We start from the raw sequence: 24,328 nt of genomic DNA, 5'->3' as shown, positions 1-24,328 counted from the left end.
GCGTGAAAGCTGACCGAGGGGACGTAGCGACGGGTGGGCGCACAGGTTTCGATCTCGCTGCAGACGATCCAGTAGTTCCTTTTCAGTAAAGTCAATCAGCTCTAGGTCCATCGCTGTCTGCAGGAGTGCACTCTCGATTGCCTGCATGGCCTTGACTGCTTCCCCGCCACCCTTTTCTGATGCGCCGTCGATATTCTTGGTGACCGTCTCGGCCCTACCTTCGCCATCTTCGGCGAGCTGGTAGAGCTTGTGGATCAGGTCACCGCATACCGCCGTCCATGTCAGGACGATTACGGCTCGCGGCGAGCCGCTGCTGTAGCAGCGGTACGCCTCGGCAACCAAGGGTCGAACATCCGGATTCCAAACGTGATTGATCCGGTCTTCCAGATTGAGCACGGGCTATCCTGCCTCTCGACCCTGGCCCCGCTTCACAACTGGGCCGGAACGCGAGATCTTGTTATCAAACATGGTGATCCCACGCTGCCATGATCCGACGCCTGCGACTGCTTGCGGTCACGACCAGGGGACGGTACCAACATCGCCGACCCATCCGCTAATCTTTCGCAGGTCCCTATAGATTCCTCGGTAGCCCACGGAATTAAGGATCAACAACGTCAAATAGTGTCGAGCAGCCAGCCAGACCTCAGTCACTAGGCCCTCTAGCTCGTACAGCTCAGCCTGGTCTTCCTTCGGATGCACAATCCGATTCCTCATTCGCGTCACAACATCCGGACAGTCAAGATTCTCTCCATACAGGCTTCGCCGCTTCTTGACGTATCGATCCACAGTCGGGAGAAGGTCGTCAGGAATGTCAACGGGGATTTTCGCTTCCGCCAAAGCCTTACGCAAGAGCCTAGCTGCCGGCCATGCCCGACTCTCGTATTCCTGCTTGGTCAATTTGCCAGAAAGAACAAGATTCTGCCACATGATGTGTTCAAGTCCGGCGGCCGCGCTCGTGATCCGCTGCTCCACGAAGCCACGATCGACGGTCGCAGTAATCGCAAACATCATTTGAAGCCTCAATGCCGCCCGCCTTGCAGGATCGACAAACTCGGCAATCGCTCGTGCCAGGAAGTCTTCGAGAGAGTCAGTCTCTTGCTCGTACCACCACGCCGATCCCCTGCGCTGCGCCGGGTCGCAATGGAGGCTCCTCCAGTCCTCCCAGAGGATCTCGCCCTGCTCACCGAGCCCCACCGGGAGCATCGGGGCCACCCATTGCCCCAGCGCGAAGGAGAGACCAACGTGAAGCGCGGACATCACCGGTTCCGCTTGATGGGCAGTGAAGCTGGAGCCATCCGCACGACATAGCTCCATCACGTGGGTCATCACATAGATCTGTGATCCATGAAAATCCGCCCATACGTCACTATGGTCTGGCCGCACGTCGAGGGTAATCTTCCAGCCGCCAGTCTCGAATCTCCATCGAGCACGCCCTTGCCAGGAATAAGCCCCGTCGCTCGTTTCCTGCTTCAGGTCAACTGAGCCGCGCAAGCGGGGAACGTTAAACCAGTGTGCAACGATCCGCTTCAACGGGGCATCGGCATCCCCAAATACGGCCCCGTTAGACCATCCGCCGTCATTGTCCCGTGGCACCCCCTGAAGTTGCATATTGCCATCCTGGCGATGCAGGACGAGCGACACATCGGACCGGAAGGCGAAGTCGATGAAATCGCCACCCTCGACTTTCCAGTCAAGGCTGAGCCGAGGACCACAGGTCAACTCGACGACGCCGGCCACCTCAGTCGATGAAAGACCGTCGATAGGCCCCGCGTAGAGCTTGATGGGCTCGCCTGGCTGATTGAAGGGGTACACCGGCGACAGGGACAGCTCCCCAGGCCTGGGCGAAGGAGTCGACATGAGAGCCACCATAGGCGCCCGCCCCAGGGTGATGATGGAGATACGGCTGATGTTGCCAATGGTCGGGAAGGTAGCCCTGGACGCCAAGTGTCGTTCATCCTGATAGGGATCAACTCACAGAAGGAGTGGCTGGTGGCACAGCGAAGCCCGCGCGGTACCTACTTGCGCATTGCCGACGCGCTGCGCGCCCAGATCACTGGAGACACTGAGCTGACCAGGCTGCCCTCAGACCGCGTCTGAGATCTCACGGGTTGGTGCGTGAGAGCGGTCGTGAGCCTGGCCGCCGGGCCGGTTCGCCTCGGGTGAGCCGGCGGATCATGATGCCGATCATCGCCCAGCGGATCATGGTCTCGGAGCGGGCAGGCTGCTGCTCGTAATCGCGGGCCAGGTTTCGGTGTGCGGTGATCCACGAAAAGGTGCGCTCCACGGCCCAACGCTTGGGCTGGACCTGGAATCCGCGCTGGTCCGGGGCCTTGCGCACGATCTCCAGCTCGCGGCCGGGGATCGCGCGGGCCCACTCCACGAGGCGGCCGGCGAAGCCCTGGTCGGCCCAGATCTTCTGAACTCGCGGATGGTCGAGGCGGGTCCACAGCAGCGGGTGCTTCGCGCCGTCGCGGTCCTGGATGTTCGCGGCGGCGACGTGGACGGCCAGGAGCAGGCCGAGGGTGCCGGTGACGATGAACCGCTTGTGGCCCTTGACCTTCTTGCCCGCGTCGAAACCCCTGGTCGCGGCCGGGACCGTGTCGGCCGTGCGGACCGATTGCGAGTCGATGAGTCCCGCGCTCGGCTCCACATCCCGGCCGTCGGCCTCGCGGACCCGGCCGCGCAACACATCGTGGACGCGCTCGACGGTGCCGTCGTCGTGCCACCAGGTGAAGTACCAGTACACCGTCGGCCAAGGCGCGAAGTCCTTCGGCAGTTGCCGCCAGGCGCACCCGGTCCGCACCACGTAGAAGATCGCATCCACGATCCGCCGCCGCGGATGCTTCTCCCGCCGACCGCCCTTCGGACCCACCCGCGCCGGCGGCAGCAACGGCTCCACCAACACCCACTGATCATCCGTCAGATCAGACGGATACCCACCCCCAGAACCACTCACATGAGGCTCAACGACCACTCCAGCCACAAGGCACGACAGATCTCAAACACGGTCTGAGAAGCTCGCTGGCTGGTCGGCGGTCTCGTCAGCGTGGTCACCGCCACGACTGCACCGCCTAGAGGGCTTCATGAGCTGGGTCCTAATTCTGCTTCCTGTTCCCTCCAAGATCACCTGTCTCGACGAGCTTCCAAAGTGACTTCGCCACCCTGGCCACGGACAGTACGACATCCGGGTGGACAGACAGTTCGTGATCCTTGTTGGCGGACAGTTCATCTCCCGTCACGGTACGACTTTTCATCATCTACCCGAGTGGTCGAAGGCTGGCCCGACTGTCCAGGGTGCCGGTGTTGAGCATGTTGGTGCGATCATCCTCGGATACGAGAGATCGACGAGTTGACCGAGGTGGATGATCCGGCCTGGCCCGAGCTTCAGGAGGCGCTTGCGGCGACGACCGTGCCCGCGGAAGTGCTTCCTGTCCCGGCGCGAAATGGCCGGTACGGGCGATCGCCAACGGGGAGACCGGCAGCACGATGGCCCGCTGGGGCCGGGAACGCATCTTCCACGTCCCCAAGCAGGTCCACCCCGACGGGCGGGCCAAGATGACCCACCATCTGAAGATCGACCGCAACGGTATCGCACCCCGCCTGTACTACCTCGACGACACCCGCGGGCCGACCGGGCAGATCATCATCGGCTACATCGGCCCCACCTGACGAACACCCACACCAACTGACCCCAGCAACGTGGGACTTGGCCACCGCGGAGAGCTCACACGCCGGAATTCGGATGCGCGCCCCCACCCGTACGGCTAGAACTGACCTGATGACGATCTTCCACTGCTCCGAGTGCGGCGAGGCCCTGACACTTGTGCTCACGCCCCTGCCCGCCGTACCGGAGCCCCCGCCCTTCGAGCGGCCCAGGCCCGGGGCCCGGGGGCCCGAAGCGACGATCCCCCGAGGGCACTACGCGATCGAGACCGAGCCCTGGGGGGCTCCGTACGAGCCCTACCCCGACGACGAGGAAGGCCCCGCCCAACGCCGGGCGGGCTGGATGTCCGACATGCGTGGCCTCCTGAGGTCCGCAGGTCCCCGGGGCAACATCGTCCTGAACCCCGAGGACGCGCTGGACCTGATCATACTGGTGGACGCGAGCATGGGGTGCTGCGGTGGCCCGTCCGGCACCCAGGGCCTCAACCGCGCGTGCCGGTGCGGGCAGCCCGTCGCGACACTGGCCGCCGACTGCACCACGGTCTACGAACTGCACCTGGACGCAGACAGCGTGCGTGCCGACACAACGGCGAGCTGACGGGCCGGATCAGCGGGTCTTGAAGAAGCGGCTGTTGCGCTGGGCGACCGCGGGCGCGGCGGTGCAGCTCGGCGAGGCGGTCGGTCAGCAGCGCGGGCCAGAAGGAGCGCCCCAGCCGCTCGGGCATGGCGGCCGTCTTCCGCCAGACACCCGGCCAGCCCGAGCCCTCGGTTGTCGGTGCGCTCGGCGGCCGCAGGGTTGAGTGTGTGGCGGCCTCGGTCGGCCCGGCGTCACGCGTCGCGCAGGACGTGCCACTCCGCGAACGGGCGGATGATCCGGCCCCGGCGCGATGACGGCGGCTCCAGGAGGCGGTCGCGCCAGAGCTCCAGGCATGAGACCAGTTCGTGGCGGTCCGGCAGAACCCCAGTGCCGACCAGGAGCGCTCGGATGTGCCGGGCAGCTGGGAGGGGAGTTCCGACGCCCTCCAGGAGCTCTGGCGTCATGGGCGGATGCCTGCCCCGGGCCCCGACGGCACGGGCGCGTCCCCGACCCGGCGTCACATCCCGCGCCGGCGCACGTGGCAGGCTTGCGGGTCATGGGTACGGACAGCATGGACAGCGACACAGAGCGGCCACCGCTCCTCGTGGTGGACGGCGCGAACGTGGTGGGCTCGGTGCCGGACGGCTGGTGGCGCGACCGGCGGGGTGCGGCGGAGCGGCTGCGCGACGCGCTGGTGCCGGTCGCGGAGGACGGGTTGGCGCTGGCCGCTGATCGCGCCCCGGGGTGGTGGCACGGTGGCCCGCTGGAGGTGGTCCTGGTGGTGGAGGGAGCCGCTCGCGGGGTGTCGGGGGTTCCTCGGGTACGAGTGGTGGCGGCGTCGGGGAGCGGTGACGACTGCATCGTCGAGCTGGTCGCCGCAGCCCGTTCCGCCGTTCCGGACCGCGCCTGCCTGGTCGTCACCGCCGACCGCGAACTCCGCACCCGGGTCACCGCCTTGGGCGCCGAGGTAGCCGGCCCGCGCACCGTCCGCCCCGCCTGAACGGCCCGCGCGAATCGGCCGTCGCAACGAGGAGCAGCCTGGGCATCCCTCAGAGCCCGGACTCCTCCCCCGGGCAGACGCAGAGCCCGTCCACGGCACGCTCGGCAGCGGTGTGCAGCTGCCGGGCCTCGCTGCGGGGGAGGCGGGCGACCACGATGTCGATCCGATCGGGATCGGTGGGAGTCCTCGCACTCACCTCGAGCTCGGCCTGCTCGGCCGCCGCCGCTCGGACCAGGACCGAGAAGACGTAAGCGTCCTTCTCCATGGCGTAGGCGTCGGCCCACAGTTCGATCAACGCGCCGCTCCGCAACGTCACGTGCCAAGCGGAGGGAACTCCAGCAGCGAACTCCATGGCCGCGAGCCTAGCCGTTGCCGGGACAGTCGATCATTGCCGTGGGTGAATGGGGGTCTTCTCGGGGGCCACCGACACGCCCCGGGGGCGAAGGCACTTGAGTCTCCAGTGGGGGGAGACGGGAGGGTACGGGGTATGGACGGCGACGCGCTCTTCACGATCGGGGACCTGGCTCGGCGGACCGGGCTGACGGTCAAGACCATCAGGTTCTACTCGGACGAGGGGATCGTGCCGCCGACGGACCGTAGTCCGTCTGGCTACCGGCTGTACGACGTCGGTGCGCTGGCCCGTCTGGACCTGGTGCGCACGCTGCGCGACCTCGGGGTCGAACTCGCCGTGATCCGGCGGGTGTTGGACCGGGAGGTGTCGGTGTCCGAGGTGGCGGCGGCGCACGCGGACGCGCTGGAGGTGCAGATCCGCACGCTCCGACTGCGGCGCGCCGTGCTGCGCGCGGTGGCCGAACGAGGCTCCACCACCGAGGAGATGACCCTGATGCACCGACTGGCGAAACTGACCGACGAGGAACGCGGGCGCCTCGTCGCCGAGTTCATCGACGACACCTTCGGCCGCTACGACGCCAACCAGGAGCTCGTCGCGATGATGCGCGCGGCCGCGCCGGTGCTGCCGGAGGACCCCGAGCCCGCACAGGTCGAGGCCTGGGTGGAGCTCGCCGAGCTGACCCGGGATCCGGACTTCCGGGCGGCGGTGCGCCGGATGGCGCGGTACCAGGCCGACGAGCGCGAGCGGGGCGACGACACGGGGCTGCACCACGAGCTCACCGAGGCGGTGCGCGAGGGGGTCGGCCGGGCGTTGGAGGCCGGCACGGCGCCGGGGTCGGCAGCGGCGGCCGAGGTGGTGGCCGGGCTGACTGCCCGTTACGCCGAGACCTTCGGAAGGGCCGACGACGCGGAGCTGCGCGGCTGGCTGCTGAACAGGCTGGAGGTCGCGGGCGATCCGCGGGCCGAGCGGTACTGGCACCTGCTGGCGACGGTCAACGGCTGGCCCGTCCCGGAGAGCCTGGGCCCGGTGTTCGCCTGGTTCGGCGAGGCGCTCCGCGCGCACCCCGCGCGGTAGTCCGGGCCCGCCTCCCCGGCGGGGACGAACAGGGTGCGGCTCGACCGGGTGTCACGCTCCCCCGGTCGAGCCGCACCCGGTGCACGGGCGAGCCCGATCAGCCTCTGCCGGGGTGCACGAGCTCCTCCGGGATCTCGGTCCACTCACCGATCAGCTCTTCGACGAACTGGATCGGCACGTAGGCCCAGAATTCGCCGGCCCTGGCGACTCGGGCCGTTCCGACGTCGGCCGTGCCCGGAAGGGGAGCGGCGGAGGCGGAGGCGGGAAGGAGGAGGACCGCCGCCACAGCGAGGGCCAGTGCGGCCGAGGTGTTCTTCATCATGGACCGATCATGGACGAACGACCCTTCGCCCCGCTGCCCTCCGCACGGGTGACCCCGGACGGCCCGGAGGACCGGGCCCGAATCCTGTCGGAGCGTCAGAGCGGCCGGGACCGGGGCCGCTCGGGGGTGGCCAGGGCGGCGCCGAGGACCATGCCGACGGCGATGCTGACGACGATGGTCACCAGCTTGAGCAGGTCCTGGAACCCCTCGATCACGTAGCCGCCGGCGAGCGTGGTGAGGCCGCGCATGCCGAGCGAGCCGACGGTGAGGGTGAAGAAGCCCGGGAGCAGCAGGACGAGCCGGGGCGGGTGCCGCGGTGCGCGGGCGAGGGCGGTGGCCACCGCCGCGAGGACGGTGGCGGCGACGAACGTCCCGCCGACCTCGCCGATGAGTTTCGTGCCGAGCGACTGCACGCCGACGGTGAGGTAGACCAGGAGCAGCAGTGGGCCCAGGAGCCGGAGCGGGATCGCGAAGGCGAGGACGGTCCCGACGGTGAAGACGATCCAACTGAGGAACAGTGACCAGCGCGGCAGGTCGGAGGTGGCCGCCTGGTCGAACAGGGCCCGGGTGGAGGTTCCGGTGACGAGGACGCCGATCAGCACGCCGACGTACAACTGCAGGAGCAGGAAGGCGGAGTAGACCAGGCGGACGGCACCGGTGGTGATGTGGCCGGCGGCGAGCTCGGCCGAGGCCGCGCTCAGGTAGTCGCCGGGAACGAAGAAGAACAGCGCCGGGAGCATCAGCAGGACGGGGCCGCCGCGCGCCGGGTCGTCGGCGAACAGTTCGAGGGTGAGCACGGAGACCGCGACCGCGACCACCAGCGGCAGGACCTTGGTGAGGCGTGGCCTCCGGTCGGCCGCGACGGCGAGGACGGCGACGAAGGTGCTCAGGGCGGCGGTCGTGCCGATCTCGTACCAGGTCGGCTGCATCAGCGGGGCGAAGCCGACCGAGAACAGCACGATGCCGAGGAGCTTCAGCCACCAGGGGTACGGGGCCGGGGAGGTCCGGATCCGCTCCAGTCGCCGCTCCGCCTCGGTCAGGTCGGTACGGCCCTCGGCGAGGTCGGTGAGCAGCGGCTTGAGCGCGGTGAGCCGGTCGAGGCGGAAGACCTCGGGGACCCCGTGGACGGTGACGGTCCTGGACCTCCCGCGGACCGTGACCGTGAGCGTCGCCCCGTCCGGCACCAGGAGCACATCGGTCTCGGCCCCCAGCACCTCGGCCGTAGCCCGCACGTGATGCTCGATCAGCTCGGCGCCTTCGCCACTGGTGTCGAGCAGCAGCCCGGTCAGCCGGCGCAGGAAGTCGGTGACCCGGTCGAGGCCGGCGTCGTCTGGTCGGTCCACTGCCTCACGTCCCGGTCCGGCCACGGCCGCCGCGGCCCGTGGCGCGAACGTAACACCGCGCTCGCCCCACCGCCCCGCACGAACACACCGCCGATCGGCTGACGGTCCGTCGGGATCCCCTTGCGCCTGGTACCCCCCGGGGGTATAAATATCTCCACAAGGAGATACCCCCCATGGGTATCTGACGGACCATCAAGAGGAGACCGCCATGTCCTGCTGCTCCCCCGCCGGCACCTGCTCGACCGACTCGACCACCCTCACCATCGAGCCCCCCGTCGCCGCCGACAGCGTCACCACCGTCTACGCCGTCGCCGGGATGACCTGCGGCCACTGCGAGAAGTCGGTCGGCGCCGCCGTCTCCGCCCTCCCGGGCGTCACCTCCGTCTCCGTCGACGTCGCGGCCGGCCTGGTCACCGTCGCGTCGGAGGGCGAGCCCGAGGACGCGGCCGTGCGCGCCGCCGTCGACGAGGCCGGTTACGAACTCACCGGCCGCGCCTGAGGGTTCACCCCTCGTCCACGAGCCTTCACGACCCAGCGAGGAGCACCCATGAGCACGCAGGCACCCGCCTCCCACGAGGTGGAACTCGAGATCGGTGGCATGACCTGTGCGTCGTGCGCCGCCCGGGTCGAGAAGAAGCTCAACCGGATGGACGGCGTCGAAGCGATCGTCAACTACGCCACCGAGAAGGCGAAGGTCTCCTTCGCCGCCGACTCGGTGGAGGTCGCCGACCTGATCGCCACCGTCGAGGCGACCGGCTACACCGCGGCCGTCCCCCGGCCGGCGGACGCCGAGCCGGAGGCAGGGGCGGGGGCGGGGGCGACCGGTGAGCCCGACCCACTGACCCCGCTGCGGCAGCGGCTGGTCACCTCCGTGGTGCTCAGCCTGCCGGTGATCGCGATGGCGATGATCCCGGCGCTGCAGTTCGACAACTGGCAGTGGCTCTCCCTCACCCTGACCGCGCCGGTGGTGACCTACGCGGCCTGGCCGTTCCACCGGGCCGCCTGGACCAACGCCAAGCACGGCGCCGCGACCATGGACACCCTGGTCTCGCTCGGCACCGGCGCCGCGTTCCTCTGGTCGCTGTGGGCGCTGTTCTTCGGGCACGCGGGGATGCCCGGGATGCGGCACGGCTTCGAGCTCACCATCGCCCGCTCCGACGGTGCGTCGAACATCTACCTGGAGGCGGCGGCCGGCGTCACCGCCTTCATCCTGGCCGGGCGCTACTTCGAGGCGAAGTCCAAGCGGACGGCCGGTGCGGCCCTGAAGGCCCTGCTGCAGCTCGGGGCCAAGGACGTCACCGTCCTGCGCGACGGCGCCGAGGTCCGGGTGCCGACCGCCCGACTGGCCGTCGGTGACCTGTTCGTGGTGCGGCCCGGCGAGAAGATCGCCACCGACGGGGTGGTCGAGCAGGGCTCCTCCGCGGTGGACGCCTCGATGCTCACCGGCGAGTCCGTGCCCGTGGAGGTCGGCGCCGGCGACGCCGTCACCGGAGCCACCGTCAACGCCGGCGGCCGCCTGGTGGTCCGCGCCACCCGGGTCGGCGCCGACACCCAACTGGCCCGGATGGCCAAGCTGGTGGAGGACGCGCAGAACGGCAAGGCCGCCGCCCAACGTCTGGCCGACCGCATCTCCGGGGTCTTCGTCCCCGTCGTGATCACCCTGGCCCTGGCCACCCTGGTCTTCTGGCTCGCCACCGGCGAGGGCTGGACGGCCGCCTTCACGGCCGCCGTGGCGGTGCTGATCATCGCCTGCCCCTGCGCCCTCGGCCTGGCCACCCCGACCGCCCTGATGGTCGGCACCGGACGCGGCGCCCAGCTCGGCATCCTCATCAAGGGCCCCGAGGTGCTGGAGACCACCCGCAAGGTCGACACCATCGTCCTCGACAAGACCGGCACCGTGACCACCGGCAAGATGACCCTGCTCGCCGTCCACACCGCTGACGGCGTGTCGGAGACCGAGACCCTGCGCCTGGCCGGGGCCCTGGAGCACGCCTCCGAGCACCCGATCGCCGCCGCCGTCGCGGCCGCCGCCACCGACCGCCTCGGCACCCTGCCCCCCGTCGAAGGCTTCGAGAACGTCCCGGGCCTCGGAGTGCAGGGCGTGGTGGACGGCCACGCGGTGGTCGCCGGACGGGAGCAGCTGCTCACCTCCTGGTCGCAGTACCTGACCCCCGAGTTGGCGAAGGCCAAGGCCGAGGCCGAGGAGGCCGGTCGGACGGCCATCGCGGTCGGCTGGGACGGCGAGGCGCGGGCGGTCCTGGTGGTCGCCGACGCGGTCAAGCCCACCAGCGCCGAGGCCATCACCCGCCTGCGCGCCCTCGGCCTGCGGCCGATCCTGCTGACCGGCGACAACGCCGCCGTCGCGCGGTCCGTCGCCGCCGAGGTCGGCATCGACGCCGCCGACGTCATCGCCGAGGTCCTGCCGCAGGAGAAGGTGGACACCGTCCGCCGCCTCCAGGCCGAGGGCCACTCGGTCGCCATGGTCGGCGACGGGGTCAACGACGCCGCCGCCCTCGCCCAGGCCGACCTCGGCCTCGCCATGGGCACCGGCACCGACGCCGCCATCGAAGCCGGCGACCTCACCCTCGTCCGCGGCGACCTGCGCTCCGCCGCCGACGCCATCCGACTCTCCCGCCGCACCCTCGCCACCATCAAGGGCAACCTCTTCTGGGCCTTCGCCTACAACGTCGCCGCCATCCCACTGGCCGCCGCCGGACTGCTCAACCCGATGATCGCGGGCGGAGCCATGGCCTTCTCCTCGGTCTTCGTCGTCGGCAACAGCCTCCGCCTCCGCACCTTCCGCACCCGCTGACCCCGTCTCCCCCTCCCGGTCCGCCCGGCACCGTCCCCCCGACGACGCCGGGCGGACCGGCATGACCGACATGACCCGGCGTCAGAGAAGTGGTCGTCGCGAGGAGTCAGGCGTCGTCGAAGGACGGGCCAACGCGGTGCGGGTGCCGGGATCCAGCGGGGTCTACTCAGGACGCCGATCGTGCGCCACGCGTGCGGTCACCGCCCACTCCGCCTCTTACTCCCGCTGGTTCGGTCCACGCTCGGACCTGGGGCGCCCCGGCGACGCCTGGTGAAGCGACCCGGCGATACTTTCACATCCCGACCGCCGCAGACCAGACCGGACCGACCGCCCGTACCAGGGATACTCGGTGCGGTGGACATGGGAATCTCTGGTTTCGAGCCCGCCTTCCTGGTGGGGGTCGACACGGTGCGGCGGGTGCACGGAGCACGGTTGACGGCGCTCGTCGGGCGGCGGTTGACGGGGTTCGCGGTGGTGCGGTTCGCCGAGGACAGAGACTGGTTCGCCAACTGTCCGGTGGTGCTGGACTTCGACGGTGTCCAAGTGGAGCTCTGCCACTGGAGGTTCGACGAGCTCTCGATCGGCTGGGGCACCATCGACACCTCGGCGGCCATCGCGGGGTGGGAGGAGTCCGAGTTCACGCCGGAGTGGTCGCGGAGCGACGAGCGCCTCGAACCGTTCGTCGGCCAGGCACTGCGGGAGGTGACGCTCCTTCAGTGGCGTCCCTCGAAGCGCGACCTGGCACCCGGGTCCGTGACGGTGGAGTTCGCCTTCGCCGACGGCTTCCTGCGGATCGCCAACGGCATGGACGAGAACCGCATCGAGCTCGGCCCGGCCGACCCGGAGTACGTCCGCCACGCGGCGGGGCGGTGAGCAGCGCCGTCAGAGCAGCCAGCGGGCCACGGTGACGCCGCCGACCACGGCGAGGGCCAGGAACGCGAGCGCGGCGAGGCAGAGGCCCGCGCACCCCAGCCACCACAGGTCGTCGTCCCCGGCCGGGGCCTGCCTTTCGTCACGCTGTCGGACGTGGTCCCCGATGGTGTGCCAGTACACCGGCCGGCACAGGTGTGCCGAAGCCGCCTCGCGGAGCCCGACCAGCCGGGCGCGGGCGGTCTCCGTCGCGACCTCGCGCTCCGAGCCGTACCAACGGAGCGCCACCATCCGGTCGAGCGGGTTCGGGTGGCGGGCTTCGAAGGCCGCCGTCTCGTCCGGGTCGCGGTCCTCTTCGAGGTAGGCCCAGCGGCCCGCCTCGACGCTCTCGCCGTACAGGCGGTAGACCTCGGCCAGACGCCGCCTGGCCGTCAGGTCCGCCGGGTACGAGCCCACCAGGCCCCGCACGCGCTGGCGGGCGACGGGTATCCGGCCGGCGCGGAGGTCCGCGTCGACTCTCAGCAGGGTGGTCTCGACTGTCACCGGAGCATCGTGACGTGGACGTAAGTACAGGTCAAAGGGGTTATGCCCGACCGGCGGCGGAGTCTGCACGGCGGTGGGCGGTTTCGGGCCGGGTCCGGGTTGGAATGTCCCGGAGTAGTCCGTGTACGACATCAGGGAGGGCGCGATGGCTCTCGAGGGCGAGTACGACCCGAGCCCGATGCAGTGGATCCGCGAGCAGGTGGAGCTGTACGAGCGGTCCGGCGGCACGGAGGGCACCACGCTCTGGGACACCGGGCTGCCGGTCGTCATCGTGACGATGCGCGGAGCGCGCAGCGGCCGGATCCGCAAGGTGCCGCTCATGCGGGTGGAGCACGAGGGGCGGTACGCGGCGGTGGCCACCAAGGGTGGTTTCCCGCGCCACCCCGTCTGGTACCACAACCTCAGCGCCAACCCGCTGGTGGTCCTTCAGGACGGCCCGGAGCGCCGCACCATGACGGCCCGTGAGGTCACCGGCGAGGAGAAGGCCGAGTGGTGGGAGCGGGCGGTGGCCGCCTATCCGACGTACGCCGAGTACGAGAAGACGGCCGGCCGGGTGATCCCGGTCTTCGTCCTGGAACCCGGGCCGGTGTAGGCCCGGGCGCGGAGGCGGACGGAGGTCAGACGAGGGCGGCCGGGCGGGACGGCTCGTCCGTCTCGGCGGCTGCGGCGCGCAGCGCCACCTCGACGCGGCGGTTGCTCGTCATGGTGGCGGTGACCACCGTCATGGTGAGCAGCAGGCCGGCCGCGACGAAGATCGGGGTGCGGACGTCGTAGGCGGTGGCCAGCCAGCCGCCGAGGAAGGCGCCGAAGGGGGCCGCGCACATGGAGAGCATCCGGGAGGTGGAGGCGACCCGGCCCATCAGGTGGGCGGGGACGATCGCCTGACGGAGCGACGGGGCGAGCACCATGGTGGCGCCGATGCCCGCGCCGCAGACGGCGAGCCCGAGGCCGGCGACGTACGCGTTCGGGGCGGCCGCGACGGCGAGGATGGCGAGGCCCTCGACGGTCGCGGTGCAGGTCAGGGCGGTGCCGGTGCCGAGGCGTCGGCCGAGGAGGGAGGCGAAGCCCGCGCCGAACAGGCCGCCGACGGCCTCCGCGGTGAGGAGCAGGCCGTAGCCGGAGGCGCCGACGCCGAGGCGGTCGTGGGCGAAGAGGGCGAGCACGGTCTCCATCGCGAGGAACGCGACGTTCCCGACCGCGGGGCGCAGCGCGAGGCCGAGCAGCAGGCGGTCCCGGAAGACGTGGGAGGCGCCGGCGCGGGCCTGCTTGAGCAGCGACTCGCGGGCCTCCGGGGCCGGTACGGGCACGGCCGGCAGGGAGCGCACGAGCAGGGCGGAGAGCGCGAAGGAGAGCGCGTCGGCGAGCAGCGGGACGGCGCGGCCGAGGGCGAGCAGGGCGCTTCCGGCGGGCGGGCCGGCGAAGCCGGAGGCGGCGGTCTGGGTGCCGCGCATGCGGGAGTTGGCGCGCTCCAGGAGGGCGGCGTCACGGCCGAGCAGGCCGGGGAGGTAGGCGGTGGCGGCGGTGTCGAAGAAGAGTCCGCCGAGGCCGAGGAGGAAGGCGACGGCCGCGAGGAGGGGGATGGTCAGGGCGTCGAGGGCGAGGGCGGCGGCCGGTACCGCGAGCAGCAGCGCGCGGGCCGCGTCCGCCACCCACATGGTGCGGCGGCGGTCCCAGCGGTCGACCAGTGCGCCGCCGAGGATGCCGAAGAGCAGCCAGGGGAGGGTGCCGGCGGCGGTGACGACGGCGATCGCGAGCGGGTCGCGGGTGAGGGTGAGGGTGATCAGCGGCAGGGCGGAGTGCAGCACTCCGTCGCCGAGGGAGGAGACCGTCTGAGCGGTCCACAGCCGTCCGAAACCGGTCGGCAACTTCTGTACGGCAAGGGTCACTTGGTGGTCTCCTCGGCCTGGTCGGCCTGGTTGCGGGAGCTGGGGTGGAAGAGCGCGAAGACGAGCGAGGCGTCCGGGAGCGACGGGTCGGAGAGCGCGCGGTACTCGTCCGCGAGGGCCTCCAGGCGGGCGCCGAGCTCCGCGAACTGCTCGTCGGTGAGGCGCAGGTGGGCCATCCGCACGTGCCGCTCGCCGTCGGGCGACGAGGCCTCCAGGTCGGCCACGGCGTGCCGCATCAGCACGTCGGGGCCGCCCTCCCCCGGGTCCGGCAGCACGATCGAGCGCGCGGCCATCGCGTAGTACCGCTCGATGACCCCCCGGACCTTCCTGGTCCGCACCACCTTGATCAGGCCGGCCCGTTCGAGGATCCGCACGTGGTAGCTGGAGCTTCCCTTGGCGAGGCCGACCCGGTCGGCGATCTGGGTGATCGTCGAGGGTTCGAAGCGGAGCACGGCCATGATGCGGTGGCGGGTGAGGTTGGAGACGGCGCGCAACTGCTCGTCGGTGGAGAGGTGGAGCGCCTCGGGAAGATCATCGTTGGTCACGCCCCCAATGGTCAACACTTCTTGACCATTGCGCAAGGGCTTTCCCTGACTCCACGCCACCACGATCCCGACGGGCCCCTGCCCCTCCCCGGTAGGCCCCGCCAACCCGGCCCCACCGAACGGAGGTTGAGGCTGCCGCTGGGTGTCGCGTGGCGCCGGGACGTGGCAGTGTGCCGGGGAGTGCTCGGGACGGAAGGGGGAGCGGTGGGGCTGTGGGAACAGGTACCGGCGTTGGTCGGGGTGGTGGTGGGGGCCGTGGGGTCGATCGCCGCAGCGGGTGCGGCGGAGAAGAGCCGCTGGCGGCGGGCGCGGGCGGAGCGGTGGGACGAGAAGCGGTTCCAGATCTACGTGGGGTACGCGAACGCGCTGAAGGCGCAGATCCGGATAGCCCAGCGGATCGGGGCGGCCCGCGGGTTCGCCAACGTGGTCGATCCGCTGGATCCGGTGCAGGGGCTGGTGCTGCTGGCGGAGGCGGAGTCGCGGCGGGCGGCGGAGTGGGAGTCGGTGCTGCTGGTGGGCGACGCGGAGACCGTCGCGGCCGCCCGGGCGTGGCACGAGGCGGTGTGGAACGTCGAGCTGTACGCGAGGGGACTGCGGACCGACCCGGACGGCTGGGCGGCGGCGGAGCAGGGGATGAGCCGGGCGCGGGACGCGTTCTACGCACGGGCGCGGCGCGACCTCGGGATCGCGGGGCCGCCCCCGCCCTCCGGCAACTGGCCCCGGCCCTGGCAGGTGGAGGACGGGGGCCCGGGCACCGGCTGAGGCCGGCGCGGGCCCGGTACGGCTCCGCGTGGAGCCGCGCCACTGAGCTTGCCTCGCATGGGAACTTCCACCAGCGCAGACTGTCACGGCGACACCACCGCCCCGGCCCCGGGTGGCACGATCCGCACCAGGACGACTCTCGGCGGCGCCGGAGCGGCGCTACCGAGAGCACTGGTTGAACGGCAAGCCGACGAGTCGTTCCTGATCCACCGTCAACCCGCTCTCCGCGAAGTCAGGCGGCGCCCCGGGCGCTGGACTCCCTCCGCAGCCGCACCCCGCCGATGACCAGCGCCGCCCCTGCGGCCACCACGCCGAGGTGGGCCGGGGGCGGCAGTTCGACGAGCTTGTGCACCCAGCCCCACTCCGCCCCGAAGAAGGTCCGCGACACGAAGCCGAGGAGCCCCTGAGCTCCCACGACGTAGCCGATGCTCTCGATGGTGTATCCGATGGTCGTCCGCATGGATCGAGCTTCTCGCGGGCGGCGCCTGGTGATCGTCCTCCGCAGGGGCGAGAGCGCGGTACACCGAAGGTTGCAGGACCGCGGGTGGTGGTTCCGCTCAGTCGGAGTTGGACCACAGCAGGACGGCCGGGCCGTCCGGGGTGAGGACCGGGACCCAGGCCTCGTCCGTCTCGGCAGCACGGCTGTCGTCCAGTCTGAGCGGGTGGGGGTGGTCGACGGCGCCGTCGGAGGTCCAGTAGCGGAGGGCGGAGACGGCGGCGCCCAGGCGGAGGCGCTGCTCGGCCGTCCAGCGGTGGTCCGCGGCCCCGGCCCCGCGCAGGTCGCGCTCGAACAGGGCTCGCAGTGCCGCGAGTTGGGGCGCGCCGGCGAGCGGGACCAGGAAGCCCTCGACCCGGCCCTGTCGGTTGGTGGTGCCGCCGTACTGCTGGTGGTAGACCACCCGGGTGTCCGCCTCGACCACCAGGCAGAGCCAGTCGCGGCCGGCCGTGCCGTCCGGGTCGAGGGGGACGTGGTGACGCTTCGTCATGGAACCCAGTGTGGCAACCGGGAGGTCACGGGCTCCACGGGATTTCGGTGGGGAGGACGGTGGCGAGCTCGGCGAGGGTGCCGGTGAAGGCGGTCCAGGAGTCCTGGGTGTCGGTGTCGTCGGTGTGGGGGCCGCGGAACCAGTGGAGGTAGGCGTCGATGTCCTCCAGGGCCCAGCGGAGGCGGTAGTGGGCGAGGGCGGCGGGGTCGACGGGGGTGGCCGGTGGTGGCGGTGTAGCGGGCGAGGTCGGCGGGGGTGGGGTCGAGCAGCCAGAGGTCGCGTTCGGGGGTGGCGAGGGCGACGGTGTCCCAGTCGACCAGCAGGACGTGGTCGGGGTGGCGCAGGAGGTTGCCGGGGTGGGGCTCGCCGTGGGTGACGACCCCGGGGACGGAGGTGAGGGCCTCGGTGGTGCGGTCGAGGTGGGCGAGGGCGCGGCGGAGGGCGGGGAGGTGGGTGGCCGTCAGGGTGCGGGCGGGCTCGGCGTACGGGCCGGTGGCCCAGGGGGTGGTGAGGGACGCGAGGGCGGCGTCGAGGCGGGGACGGCCGGAGAGGCCGGGGTGGTGGACGGGGGTGCCGGGTGGCGGGGCGGTGGTGTGGAGGCGGGACAGGGCGTCGAGGAGCAGGCGGCGGTCCGCGGGGGCCAGGCGGTCGAAGAAGCCGCCGGGGGTGCCGGAGGCGTAGGGGAAGACGCTGAGCGCGTAGCGCGGCGTGAGCCGGAGGGCGGTCTCGCCGTCGGGGGTGGCCAAGGGGGCGACCAGCAGGCCCAGGTGGCGCAGCGACCGGGCGGTGGACATCGCCGCGCGCAGCCCGAGGAGGGCGGAGTCGGGGTCGGGGCCGCAGTGGCTCTTGTGGGCGAGGTCCGCGACGGTGAGGAACCAGCGGCGGCCGTCGGGATCGGTGGCGGTCCAGTGGTGGTCGCCGAAGCCGACGGGGGCGTAGGCCAGGGAGGCGGCGGTGAGGCCGTAGGCGAGCAGGCCGGTGCGGAGCTGCTCGTCGTGGAGGTCGTCCGGTCGGGTCTTCACGCCATCGAGGGTAGTGAGCACGGAACGCCAGAGGGCCCGCCCCACCCCGGAAGGGGAGGACGGGCCCTGAGGAGGCGTCAGACCGCGCGGCGGCACGTCGTCCGACCATGGGTCCGGTCGACGGTCTACCGGCCGTCAGTCCGGACCGGGCGCCAAACCGTCGGACTCGACCCGGCGTCAGCCGAGCTTCGCGAGGGCGGCGTCCAGGCGGGCCAGGGTGCGCTCCTGCCCGAGGACCTCCATCGACTCGAAGAGCGGGAGGCCGACGGTGCGACCGGTGACCGCGACGCGGACCGGGGCCTGGGCCTTGCCGAGCTTCAGGCCGTGCTCGGCGGCGACGGCCTCCAGCTCGGTCTTGAGCGCGTCGGCCTGCCAGGTGGCCGCGGCCAGGCGGGTGCGGGCGGTGCGCAGCAGGTCGGCCGCGCCGGCCTTCATGGCCTTGTTCCAGGAGGCCTCGTCCTGGACGGGCTCCGGCAGGAAGAGGAAGTCGACCTGCTCGGTGATCTCGGAGAGCAGCGCGATCCGGGACTGCGCCAGCGGCGCCAGCACCGCGAAGGCCTCGGCGTCGAAGTCCTCGGCCGCCCACGGGGCGCGGTCGGCGGCCAGCCACGGCGCGCAGGCCGCGGTGAACTCCTCGACGCCCATCGCCCGGATGTACTCGCCGTTGAAGGAGCGCAGCTTGGCGACGTCGAAGAAGGCCGAGGCGGCGTTCACGTCGGCGACCCGGAAGAGCTGCTCGATCTCCTCGTAGGGGCGGATCTCGACGTCGTCCTTGGGGCCCCAGCCCAGCAGCATCAGGTAGTTGACGAGGGCTTCGGGCAGGTAGCCCTCGGCCAGGTAGTCCTCCAGGGCGACCTTGTCGCGGCGCTTGGAGAGCTTCTGGCGCTTCTCGTTGACGATCACCGGCAGGTGCGCCCAGACCGGCGGGGTGGCGCCGAGGGCCTCCCAGAGCAGCTGCTGCTTCGGGGTGTTGGAGAGGTGCTCCTCACCGCGGATGACCTGGGTGACGCCCTGCTCGACGTCGTCCACCACATTGGCCAGCAGGAATACCGGGCTGCCGTCGCCGCGGGCGATGACGAAGTCCTCCATCGCCGAGTTGGGGAAGGCGGGCTCGCCGCGGATCAGGTCGACCACGACCGTGGTGCCCTCGTCCGGGGTGCGGAAGCGCAGCGCGCGGCCCTCGGCGTACTCCAGGCCGCGGTCGCGGCAGTGGCCGTCGTAGCCGGTCTGTGCGGAGCCGGTGCGCTCGGCGAGCTGCTCGCGGGTGCAGTCGCAGTGGTAGGCGCGGCCGGCGGCGTAGAGCTTCTCGGCGGCGGTGCGGTGCAGCGGGGCGTTGGCCGACTGGAAGTACGGGCCCTCGAAGGCCGCGTCACCCTCGTGGATGCCGATGGCGGCCAGGGCGCTGATGATGCCGTCGGTCCACTCGGGCTTGTTGCGGGCGGCGTCGGTGTCCTCGATCCGCAGGACGAACGTGCCGCCCTGCTGTCGCGCCGTCGCCCAGTTGTACAGGGCGGAGCGGGCACCCCCGACGTGGAACATGCCGGTGGGGCTCGGTGCGAAACGGACACGGACGGAACGGGATACCTCGGTCATGGAGGGAAGCCTACTGACTCCCGGGACCTTCCATGGTCACCGGGCCCCCTGACGCACCCCGCGCCCGGCGGCCGGACCGCCCTGGGTGCACGCCCCGTCCCGTCCTCAGGACCAGCGCCGCTGCCCCGCCCGCCACTGCTCCACCCACTCGGCGAAACCCCACGCCGCACCCGTGGTCGGCACCGGGGTCACGCCCACGTCGGCCACCATCCAGACCTCGCCCCGGTGCGGCCCGGTGGTCACCAGCAGCCAGAAGGACTGGCCGTCCTCGGCCGGGCCGAGGGAGCTGCCGTTGGCCACCTCGGCGACGAAGGACCGGTAGGGCTCGGCGAGGGTGACCCCGTGCCCGGTCTCCCGGGCGGCGACGGCCCGCCGCCCCAGCGGCGGCTCTTGGAACGGGTGGGTGGGCGGCACTAGGCTGCGCCGGTGCTGGCGGAACAGGGATTCCTCGGACGGGTGGGGCGGGTGCTGCGTCGGCCGCGGGTGACCGACTCCGTGTTGGCGGTGGCGTACACCGTGGCCGCGTTGGTGCTGGGGCAGGAGCCCGAGCCCGGGGACTGGCACGCGCTGGACGCCCGGGGCGCGCTGCTGACCGTGCTGATCGGCGTGGCGCTGGCGGCCCGGCGGATGGCACCGGTACCGGTGCTGGGCGCGACGGTGGCGGTCTGGCTGGTGTACATCGCCCTGGGGTACTGGCCCGTCGTCAACTCCCCCGCGGTACTGCTGGCGCTGTACGCCGTGGCCGTCTCCACGGGACGTGCGGCGACGGTGGTGTGCTCGGTGGCGGTGGGCGCGGCCTGGGTGGTGGCCGGGGTGATCTACCGGGAGCACGGGTCGATGTCCTCGGTCCTGGTGCAGGCGGTGGCGTTCCCGCTCGGGGTGGCGCTGCTCGGCCGGACGGCCGGGCTCGCGGCCGAACGGAGCGTCCGGCTGGCGGAGTTGACGCGACGTCTGCGGGCCGAGCAGGAGGCCCGCGCGGCGCAGGCGGTGACCGAGGCGCTCACGGAGGAGCGGGTGCGGATCGCCCGGGAGCTGCACGACGTGGTGGCGCACCACCTGTCGGTGGTCTCGCTCCAGGCCGGCCTCGCCTCGTACGTCTTCGAGGGCGACCCGAGGACCGCGCGCGGGGCGCTGGACACCATCGCGGGCACCAGCCGGGAGGCGCTGGACGAGCTGCGGCGGATGCTGACCCTGCTCCGGGTCGGGTCGGTCGGCGCCGAGGACGGGGTGGTGGAGGAGGACGAGGGCCCGGCACCGGGGCTGGGGCGGGTGGAGGAGCTGCTCGCCCGGGTCCGGGGCGCGGGCGTCGCGGCCGAACTCCTCTGGGAGGGCGAGCCGTTCGCCCTTCCGCCGGGGATGGACCTGTGCGTCTACCGGGTGATCCAGGAGGCGCTGACCAACGTGCTGAAGCACGCCGGCCCGGCCACCGCGACGGTCTCGGTCCGCTTCCGGCCGCACCACCTCACCGTCCGGGTGACCGACGACGGCGCGGGCCTCCGCGACAGCGCGGGCCTCCCCGGCCTGCCCGGCGTCCCAGGCGTCCCAGGCGGCGCGGCCTCGGCCGGGCACGGACTGATCGGGATGCGCGAACGGGCCCGGGTCTACCGCGGCACGGTGAGCGCAGGGCCCCGCCCGGAGGGCGGCTTCGAGGTGCTGCTCACGCTCCCCGCTCCGCGCGGGCCGGAGGACGGGGAGGCGGCATCCAGGTCTGCTCTCCATTCGGACAGCTCGGACGCCGCAGGCGGGCCGCCCCTATGATCGGCGCGCCGGAGCGATCAAGCTCCACGCTCCCCCGCTCCACGTACCTCCAGGAGGTCCCCATGATCCAGCGAATCGGCAGCAACGCGCGCATGAGCGAGGCGGTCGTCCACAACGGCACCGTGTACCTGGCCGGCCAGGTCGCCGGTGACCTCTCGGCGGGCACCACGGAGCAGACCGTGCAGGTGCTGGCGAGCATCGACAAGCTGCTGGCCGAGGCCGGTTCGGACAAGACCCGCATCCTGCGCGCCGAGATCTTCCTGGCCGACATCGCCGAGTTCGCGCAGATGAACGAGGCCTGGGACGCCTGGGTGCCGGCCGGGGCCGTCCCGGCCCGGGCCACCGTGCAGGCCGCGCTCTACCACCCGGACGTCCGGGTGGAGATCGTCGTCACCGCGGCGGTCTGACCGCGCTGACGGCGGGTCACGGGAAAAACCCCTCGGCCGGTGCGGCGGAGCGCTGCTAGCGTCGGGGGCATGAAGCGCGCAGGCATGGTCCGCACGACGACGCCGGAGAACGTCCCGGCGCGCTGACCCATGACTGAGTCCGAAGCCCCGGGGCGAGTGCCCCGGGGCTTCGCCGTGTGGTCACTCGCTCCGCCGTACCGCGAGGAGACCGCCGTGCACGACCACCGCCGACTCGGCCGTGAGCTGGACCTGTTCGACACCGACCGCCTGATCGGCGCCGGGCTGCCGTACTGGCTGCCCGACGGCGCGGTGGTCCGGCACGCCCTGGAGGAGTACGTCCGCGAGGCGGAGCGCCGGGCCGGGTACCGGCACGTCTACTCCCCCGTGCTGGGCAAGCGCGAGCTCTACGAGATCTCCGGGCACTGGGCGCACTACAGCGAGGACATGTTCCCTCCGATGGAGCTGGGCGGCGAACAGGTGGTGCTGCGGCCCAGCCTCTGTCCGCACCATGCCCTCATCTACCGCTCCCGGCCGCACAGTTACCGGGAGCTACCACTGCGGATGGCCGAGCTCGGCGGCATGTTCCGGGCCGAACTCTCGGGCGTGCTCGGCGGGTTGACCCGGGTGCGGGCGATCCAGCTGAACGACGCGCACGTGTTCTGCACCCTGGAGCAGGTCGCCGGAGAGGCCCGGGCCGCGCTCGACCTGATCCGGCGGGCGCACCGGGACCTGGGCATCACCGGCGCCCGCTACCGGCTCTCGCTGCCCGGCCCCGGCGGCAAGTACGTGGCGGCGCCGGAGAAGTGGCGGCGGGCCACCGAGCTGCTGACCGAGGTGCTGAACGCCTCGGGGGTGGAGTACGAGGCGGTGGAGGGCGAGGCCGCCTTCTACGGCCCGAAGATCGACGTCCAGGTGGCCGACGGCGCCGGGCGGGAGTCCACCCTCTCCACCGTGCAGGTGGACTTCCACCAGCCGGAGCAGTTCGGGCTGGAGTACACCGGCCCGGACGGCGCGAAACACCGTCCGGTGATGGTGCACCGTGCGGTGATCGGCAGCGTGGAGCGGGCCGTCGCCCACCTGATCGAGCAGCACGGCGGGGCCTTCCCGGCCTGGCTGGCGCCCGTCCAGCTGGTGGTGCTTCCCGTCTCCGAGGCCGAACTCCCGCACGCCGAACAGCTGGTGGCGCGGAGCCTGGAGGCCGGGCTGCGGGCCGAGCTCGCCGGTCCGGAGCTGGGGAGCCTGGGCGCGCGGATCCGGCAGGCTCGGCTGGTGCCCTACCAGGCAGTGCTTGGAGCCCGGGAGGCGGCGGACGGAGCGGTGGCCCTGCGGCTTCGCGACGGTCGGCAGGTCCCCGGGGTGTCCGTGGACGGCCTGCTCGCCCGGATCGGCGCGGTGGCCGCCGGGCGGTGGGCGGACCTGTGGGAGGAGGGCACCCCGCCGGCCCCCTGACGCCGCCCGCAGCGTAGGCCGCACCACCACCCGACGTGCCCGTCCGTCCGGCGTGCGCTGCGCGCAGCGCACGCCGAGCGCAAGGCGGCGGACAGCAGGCAGCGCGGACGGCAAGCGACGCGGCGGAGTCGATCACATGCGCGCGACACTCGCCGAGTTACAGCCCGCCTCACCGGTCGGCCCGTTGACGCTGCGCGCAGCGCACACCGGACGCCAGGCGTCGAACAGCGGACGGCACGGACGGCAAGCGGCTCGGCGAAGCCGATCACATGCGCGCGACACAGCCCACGCCACAACCCACCTCTCCCGTCAGCCCGTTGACGCCGCGCGCAGCGCAACCCGGGCGGTGCGGACTCCACCACGCCGTTCACACCACGGTCCGCCGTTCCCGTCACCCCGTCGGCTCCGCGCGCAGCGTGCGCCGGACGGCGCGCCGGAGCCAGTGGTGGGCTCCGTCAGCGGTGTGGCGGGGGTGCCAGGCCATGCCGATGGTCAGGGGCGGGAGCGGCAGCGGGATGTCGAGCAGGTGGAGCCCGAGGGCCTCGGCGTCGTGGGTGAGGGGAGAGGCGGCGGCGCCGGGGAGTGCGGCGGGGACCAGGCAGACCAGGTCGCTGCGGGCGGCCAGGGTCATCGCGGCCAGATGGCCGGGCAGCACGACGCCGACCCTGCGCCGCAGGCCCCGCTCGGCCAGGGCCGTGTCGAGCGGCCCGCCGAAGCGGCCGCGCCGGCTGACCGCCACGTGCTCCGCGGCAGCCAGCCGGGCCGGGGTCAACTCCCCTTCCAGCAGCGGATGTCCGGGCCGGACGGCCGCCACCATCCGGAGCTCGGCCAGCTCCTCCACCCGGGTCTCCGGATCGACGTGGTCGATCGATCCCACCTCCAGGTCGATCCGCCCGTCGCGCAGGGCGGGCCCGGCCTCCAACTCCTCGGCCAGGACCCGGAAGGAGACCCCGGGCGCCTCCCGCCCGGCGAGCCGCAGCAGCCCGGGGGCGAGCGCCGAGCCGACCAGGTCGGCGGCCTGGAGGGTGAAGGTGTTGCTCAGCCTGGCCGGGTCGACGCCCGCGCCCGGGCTGAGCAGCGCGGCCAGGCTGCGGACCACGGCGGCGGCCTCCTCCCGCAGCTCCTGCGCCCGTGGGGTGGGGACCATGGTCTGCCCGGCCCGGACGAGCAGGGGGTCCTGGAGGACGCGGCGCAGTCGGGCCAGGGTGCGGCTCATCGCGGCGGGCGAGGTGTGCAGCCGCGCGGCCGCCCTGGTCACGCTCTGCTCGGCGAGCAGGGCGTCCAGGGCGACGGCGAGGTTGGCATCGAGGGCCGGGGAGACACCGCTCACCTGCATCATTCCGTTCTGGGCAATGATCATGTGC

At 72.0% G+C, this 24,328-nt stretch carries 26 protein-coding genes and 1 pseudogene; 12 read left to right on the top strand and 15 right to left on the bottom strand.

The features are described from left to right. The 3 genes and pseudogenes from ABD946_RS02635 to ABD946_RS02625 form a co-directional block, all read right to left on the bottom strand. Nucleotides 1-396 (bottom strand): annotated as a pseudogene (locus ABD946_RS02635) (hypothetical protein); the annotation flags it as partial. A 117-nt stretch (nucleotides 397-513) separates the two neighbouring features. Next, nucleotides 514-1,812, bottom strand: coding sequence for a YopA family protein (locus tag ABD946_RS02630; RefSeq protein WP_345279662.1), 1,299 nt, complete (start codon nucleotides 1,810-1,812; stop codon nucleotides 514-516). Between the two features lie 289 nt (nucleotides 1,813-2,101). Then, entirely contained in the window at nucleotides 2,102-2,956 is an 855-nt protein-coding gene (locus ABD946_RS02625; RefSeq protein ID WP_425558501.1) for an IS5 family transposase, read from the bottom strand. Between the two features lie 530 nt (nucleotides 2,957-3,486). On the opposite strand from ABD946_RS02625, the gene ABD946_RS02620 reads away from it, so the two are divergent. The 3 genes from ABD946_RS02620 to ABD946_RS02610 all read left to right on the top strand — a co-directional run bounded on the left by ABD946_RS02620 (nucleotide 3,487) and on the right by ABD946_RS02610 (nucleotide 5,240). Beyond that, nucleotides 3,487-3,669, top strand: a complete 183-nt coding sequence (locus tag ABD946_RS02620; RefSeq protein ID WP_345279660.1) for a hypothetical protein — start codon at nucleotides 3,487-3,489, stop codon at nucleotides 3,667-3,669. Nucleotides 3,670-3,778: 109 nt separating this feature from the next. Beyond that, complete coding sequence (locus ABD946_RS02615; protein ID WP_345279658.1) at nucleotides 3,779-4,261, top strand: hypothetical protein; 483 nt, start codon at nucleotides 3,779-3,781, stop codon at nucleotides 4,259-4,261. Between the two features lie 550 nt (nucleotides 4,262-4,811). Continuing rightward, nucleotides 4,812-5,240, top strand: coding sequence for a PIN domain-containing protein (locus ABD946_RS02610; protein ID WP_345279656.1), 429 nt, complete (start codon nucleotides 4,812-4,814; stop codon nucleotides 5,238-5,240). Between the two features lie 49 nt (nucleotides 5,241-5,289). Here the strand turns inward: ABD946_RS02610 and ABD946_RS02605 are convergent, their stop codons facing one another. After that, complete coding sequence (locus tag ABD946_RS02605; protein ID WP_345279654.1) at nucleotides 5,290-5,535, bottom strand: hypothetical protein; 246 nt, start codon at nucleotides 5,533-5,535, stop codon at nucleotides 5,290-5,292. 192 nt (nucleotides 5,536-5,727) lie between these two features. Between ABD946_RS02605 and ABD946_RS02600 the strand changes: the two genes are divergently transcribed. Beyond that, on the top strand, nucleotides 5,728-6,666 hold the full coding sequence (locus tag ABD946_RS02600; protein ID WP_345279652.1) for a MerR family transcriptional regulator: 939 nt from the start codon (nucleotides 5,728-5,730) through the stop codon (nucleotides 6,664-6,666). A 97-nt stretch (nucleotides 6,667-6,763) separates the two neighbouring features. Here ABD946_RS02600 and ABD946_RS02595 read toward each other — a convergent pair whose 3' ends face one another. Both ABD946_RS02595 and ABD946_RS02590 read right to left on the bottom strand, forming a co-directional pair. Beyond that, nucleotides 6,764-6,988, bottom strand: coding sequence for a hypothetical protein (locus ABD946_RS02595; RefSeq protein WP_345279650.1), 225 nt, complete (start codon nucleotides 6,986-6,988; stop codon nucleotides 6,764-6,766). A gap of 95 nt (nucleotides 6,989-7,083) precedes the next feature. After that, entirely contained in the window at nucleotides 7,084-8,331 is a 1,248-nt protein-coding gene (locus ABD946_RS02590; RefSeq protein ID WP_345279648.1) for a threonine/serine exporter family protein, read from the bottom strand. A gap of 208 nt (nucleotides 8,332-8,539) precedes the next feature. Between ABD946_RS02590 and ABD946_RS02585 the strand changes: the two genes are divergently transcribed. The 3 genes from ABD946_RS02585 to ABD946_RS02575 all read left to right on the top strand — a co-directional run bounded on the left by ABD946_RS02585 (nucleotide 8,540) and on the right by ABD946_RS02575 (nucleotide 12,016). After that, nucleotides 8,540-8,830, top strand: coding sequence for a heavy-metal-associated domain-containing protein (locus ABD946_RS02585; protein ID WP_345279646.1), 291 nt, complete (start codon nucleotides 8,540-8,542; stop codon nucleotides 8,828-8,830). Nucleotides 8,831-8,878: 48 nt separating this feature from the next. After that, nucleotides 8,879-11,143, top strand: a complete 2,265-nt coding sequence (locus tag ABD946_RS02580; RefSeq protein ID WP_345279644.1) for a heavy metal translocating P-type ATPase — start codon at nucleotides 8,879-8,881, stop codon at nucleotides 11,141-11,143. A gap of 360 nt (nucleotides 11,144-11,503) precedes the next feature. Beyond that, nucleotides 11,504-12,016 carry a hypothetical protein gene (locus ABD946_RS02575; protein ID WP_345279643.1) on the top strand — a complete coding sequence of 171 codons (513 nt, stop codon included), beginning with the start codon at nucleotides 11,504-11,506 and terminating at the stop codon, nucleotides 12,014-12,016. Nucleotides 12,017-12,025: 9 nt separating this feature from the next. On the opposite strand, the gene ABD946_RS02570 is transcribed toward ABD946_RS02575, so the two are convergent. After that, complete coding sequence (locus ABD946_RS02570; RefSeq protein WP_345279641.1) at nucleotides 12,026-12,556, bottom strand: DUF6584 family protein; 531 nt, start codon at nucleotides 12,554-12,556, stop codon at nucleotides 12,026-12,028. A 145-nt stretch (nucleotides 12,557-12,701) separates the two neighbouring features. Here ABD946_RS02570 and ABD946_RS02565 point away from each other — a divergent pair, with 145 nt between their 5' ends. Further along, a complete protein-coding gene (locus tag ABD946_RS02565; protein ID WP_345279639.1) occupies nucleotides 12,702-13,148 on the top strand; it encodes a nitroreductase family deazaflavin-dependent oxidoreductase in 447 nt (148 codons plus the stop codon). A 25-nt stretch (nucleotides 13,149-13,173) separates the two neighbouring features. On the opposite strand, the gene ABD946_RS02560 is transcribed toward ABD946_RS02565, so the two are convergent. Beyond that, nucleotides 13,174-14,442: an MFS transporter gene (locus tag ABD946_RS02560; protein WP_345279635.1), complete on the bottom strand. Its 1,269-nt coding sequence runs from the start codon at nucleotides 14,440-14,442 to the stop codon at nucleotides 13,174-13,176. Then, complete coding sequence (locus tag ABD946_RS02555) at nucleotides 14,439-14,987, bottom strand: ArsR/SmtB family transcription factor (RefSeq protein ID WP_345279633.1); 549 nt, start codon at nucleotides 14,985-14,987, stop codon at nucleotides 14,439-14,441. Before ABD946_RS02555 ends, ABD946_RS02560 begins: the two co-directional genes overlap by 4 nt. A gap of 204 nt (nucleotides 14,988-15,191) precedes the next feature. On the opposite strand from ABD946_RS02555, the gene ABD946_RS02550 reads away from it, so the two are divergent. Continuing rightward, nucleotides 15,192-15,749, top strand: a complete 558-nt coding sequence (locus ABD946_RS02550; protein ID WP_345279631.1) for a hypothetical protein — start codon at nucleotides 15,192-15,194, stop codon at nucleotides 15,747-15,749. Nucleotides 15,750-15,981: 232 nt separating this feature from the next. On the opposite strand, the gene ABD946_RS02545 is transcribed toward ABD946_RS02550, so the two are convergent. The 5 genes from ABD946_RS02545 to ABD946_RS02525 all read right to left on the bottom strand — a co-directional run bounded on the left by ABD946_RS02545 (nucleotide 15,982) and on the right by ABD946_RS02525 (nucleotide 19,764). Further along, nucleotides 15,982-16,209, bottom strand: a complete 228-nt coding sequence (locus tag ABD946_RS02545) for a hypothetical protein (RefSeq protein WP_345279629.1) — start codon at nucleotides 16,207-16,209, stop codon at nucleotides 15,982-15,984. 97 nt (nucleotides 16,210-16,306) lie between these two features. Continuing rightward, complete coding sequence (locus tag ABD946_RS02540; RefSeq protein ID WP_345279627.1) at nucleotides 16,307-16,735, bottom strand: DUF6210 family protein; 429 nt, start codon at nucleotides 16,733-16,735, stop codon at nucleotides 16,307-16,309. Beyond that, complete coding sequence (locus tag ABD946_RS02535) at nucleotides 16,732-17,757, bottom strand: aminoglycoside phosphotransferase/kinase family protein (protein WP_345279625.1); 1,026 nt, start codon at nucleotides 17,755-17,757, stop codon at nucleotides 16,732-16,734. Before ABD946_RS02535 ends, ABD946_RS02540 begins: the two co-directional genes overlap by 4 nt. 177 nt (nucleotides 17,758-17,934) lie before the next feature. Beyond that, nucleotides 17,935-19,296 carry a glutamate--tRNA ligase gene (gene gltX / locus ABD946_RS02530; protein WP_345279665.1) on the bottom strand — a complete coding sequence of 454 codons (1,362 nt, stop codon included), beginning with the start codon at nucleotides 19,294-19,296 and terminating at the stop codon, nucleotides 17,935-17,937. A gap of 159 nt (nucleotides 19,297-19,455) precedes the next feature. Further along, nucleotides 19,456-19,764, bottom strand: coding sequence for a hypothetical protein (locus tag ABD946_RS02525; protein ID WP_345279623.1), 309 nt, complete (start codon nucleotides 19,762-19,764; stop codon nucleotides 19,456-19,458). Between the two features lie 12 nt (nucleotides 19,765-19,776). Here ABD946_RS02525 and ABD946_RS02520 point away from each other — a divergent pair, with 12 nt between their 5' ends. The 3 genes from ABD946_RS02520 (at nucleotide 19,777) to thrS (ending at nucleotide 22,964) form a co-directional block, all read left to right on the top strand. Beyond that, the gene (locus ABD946_RS02520; RefSeq protein ID WP_345279621.1) at nucleotides 19,777-21,108 is read left to right on the top strand and encodes a sensor histidine kinase; all 1,332 of its coding nucleotides are present in this window, start codon (nucleotides 19,777-19,779) and stop codon (nucleotides 21,106-21,108) included. Nucleotides 21,109-21,170: 62 nt separating this feature from the next. Further along, nucleotides 21,171-21,515, top strand: coding sequence for a RidA family protein (locus ABD946_RS02515; protein WP_345279619.1), 345 nt, complete (start codon nucleotides 21,171-21,173; stop codon nucleotides 21,513-21,515). A gap of 213 nt (nucleotides 21,516-21,728) precedes the next feature. Beyond that, nucleotides 21,729-22,964, top strand: coding sequence for a threonine--tRNA ligase (thrS, locus tag ABD946_RS02510; RefSeq protein ID WP_380149262.1), 1,236 nt, complete (start codon nucleotides 21,729-21,731; stop codon nucleotides 22,962-22,964). A gap of 391 nt (nucleotides 22,965-23,355) precedes the next feature. Here thrS and ABD946_RS02505 read toward each other — a convergent pair whose 3' ends face one another. Beyond that, the gene (locus ABD946_RS02505; RefSeq protein WP_380149260.1) at nucleotides 23,356-24,324 is read right to left on the bottom strand and encodes a LysR family transcriptional regulator; all 969 of its coding nucleotides are present in this window, start codon (nucleotides 24,322-24,324) and stop codon (nucleotides 23,356-23,358) included. Nucleotides 24,325-24,328: the final 4 nt, after the last annotated feature.

It is taken from the genome of Kitasatospora albolonga, assembly GCF_039535905.1.
GTDB lineage: Bacteria > Actinomycetota > Actinomycetes > Streptomycetales > Streptomycetaceae > Kitasatospora > Kitasatospora albolonga.
This window is presented reverse-complemented; position numbering and strand designations above follow the sequence as displayed.

Bases quoted from the DNA above. Each gene is read 5' to 3' on its own strand.
- ABD946_RS02620 (WP_345279660.1), top strand. From the start codon at position 3,487: ATGGCCCGCTGGGGCCGGGAACGCATCTTCCACGTCCCCAAGCAGGTC.
- ABD946_RS02615 (WP_345279658.1), top strand. From the start codon at position 3,779: ATGACGATCTTCCACTGCTCCGAGTGCGGCGAGGCCCTGACACTTGTG.
- ABD946_RS02610 (WP_345279656.1), top strand. From the start codon at position 4,812: ATGGACAGCGACACAGAGCGGCCACCGCTCCTCGTGGTGGACGGCGCG.
- ABD946_RS02600 (WP_345279652.1), top strand. From the start codon at position 5,728: ATGGACGGCGACGCGCTCTTCACGATCGGGGACCTGGCTCGGCGGACC.
- ABD946_RS02595 (WP_345279650.1), bottom strand. From the start codon at position 6,988: ATGATGAAGAACACCTCGGCCGCACTGGCCCTCGCTGTGGCGGCGGTC.
- ABD946_RS02585 (WP_345279646.1), top strand. From the start codon at position 8,540: ATGTCCTGCTGCTCCCCCGCCGGCACCTGCTCGACCGACTCGACCACC.
- ABD946_RS02580 (WP_345279644.1), top strand. From the start codon at position 8,879: ATGAGCACGCAGGCACCCGCCTCCCACGAGGTGGAACTCGAGATCGGT.
- ABD946_RS02575 (WP_345279643.1), top strand. From the start codon at position 11,504: ATGGGAATCTCTGGTTTCGAGCCCGCCTTCCTGGTGGGGGTCGACACG.
- ABD946_RS02565 (WP_345279639.1), top strand. From the start codon at position 12,702: ATGGCTCTCGAGGGCGAGTACGACCCGAGCCCGATGCAGTGGATCCGC.
- ABD946_RS02545 (WP_345279629.1), bottom strand. From the start codon at position 16,209: ATGCGGACGACCATCGGATACACCATCGAGAGCATCGGCTACGTCGTG.
- ABD946_RS02540 (WP_345279627.1), bottom strand. From the start codon at position 16,735: ATGACGAAGCGTCACCACGTCCCCCTCGACCCGGACGGCACGGCCGGC.
- gltX (WP_345279665.1), bottom strand. From the start codon at position 19,296: ATGTTCCACGTCGGGGGTGCCCGCTCCGCCCTGTACAACTGGGCGACG.
- ABD946_RS02515 (WP_345279619.1), top strand. From the start codon at position 21,171: ATGATCCAGCGAATCGGCAGCAACGCGCGCATGAGCGAGGCGGTCGTC.
- ABD946_RS02505 (WP_380149260.1), bottom strand. From the start codon at position 24,324: ATGATCATTGCCCAGAACGGAATGATGCAGGTGAGCGGTGTCTCCCCG.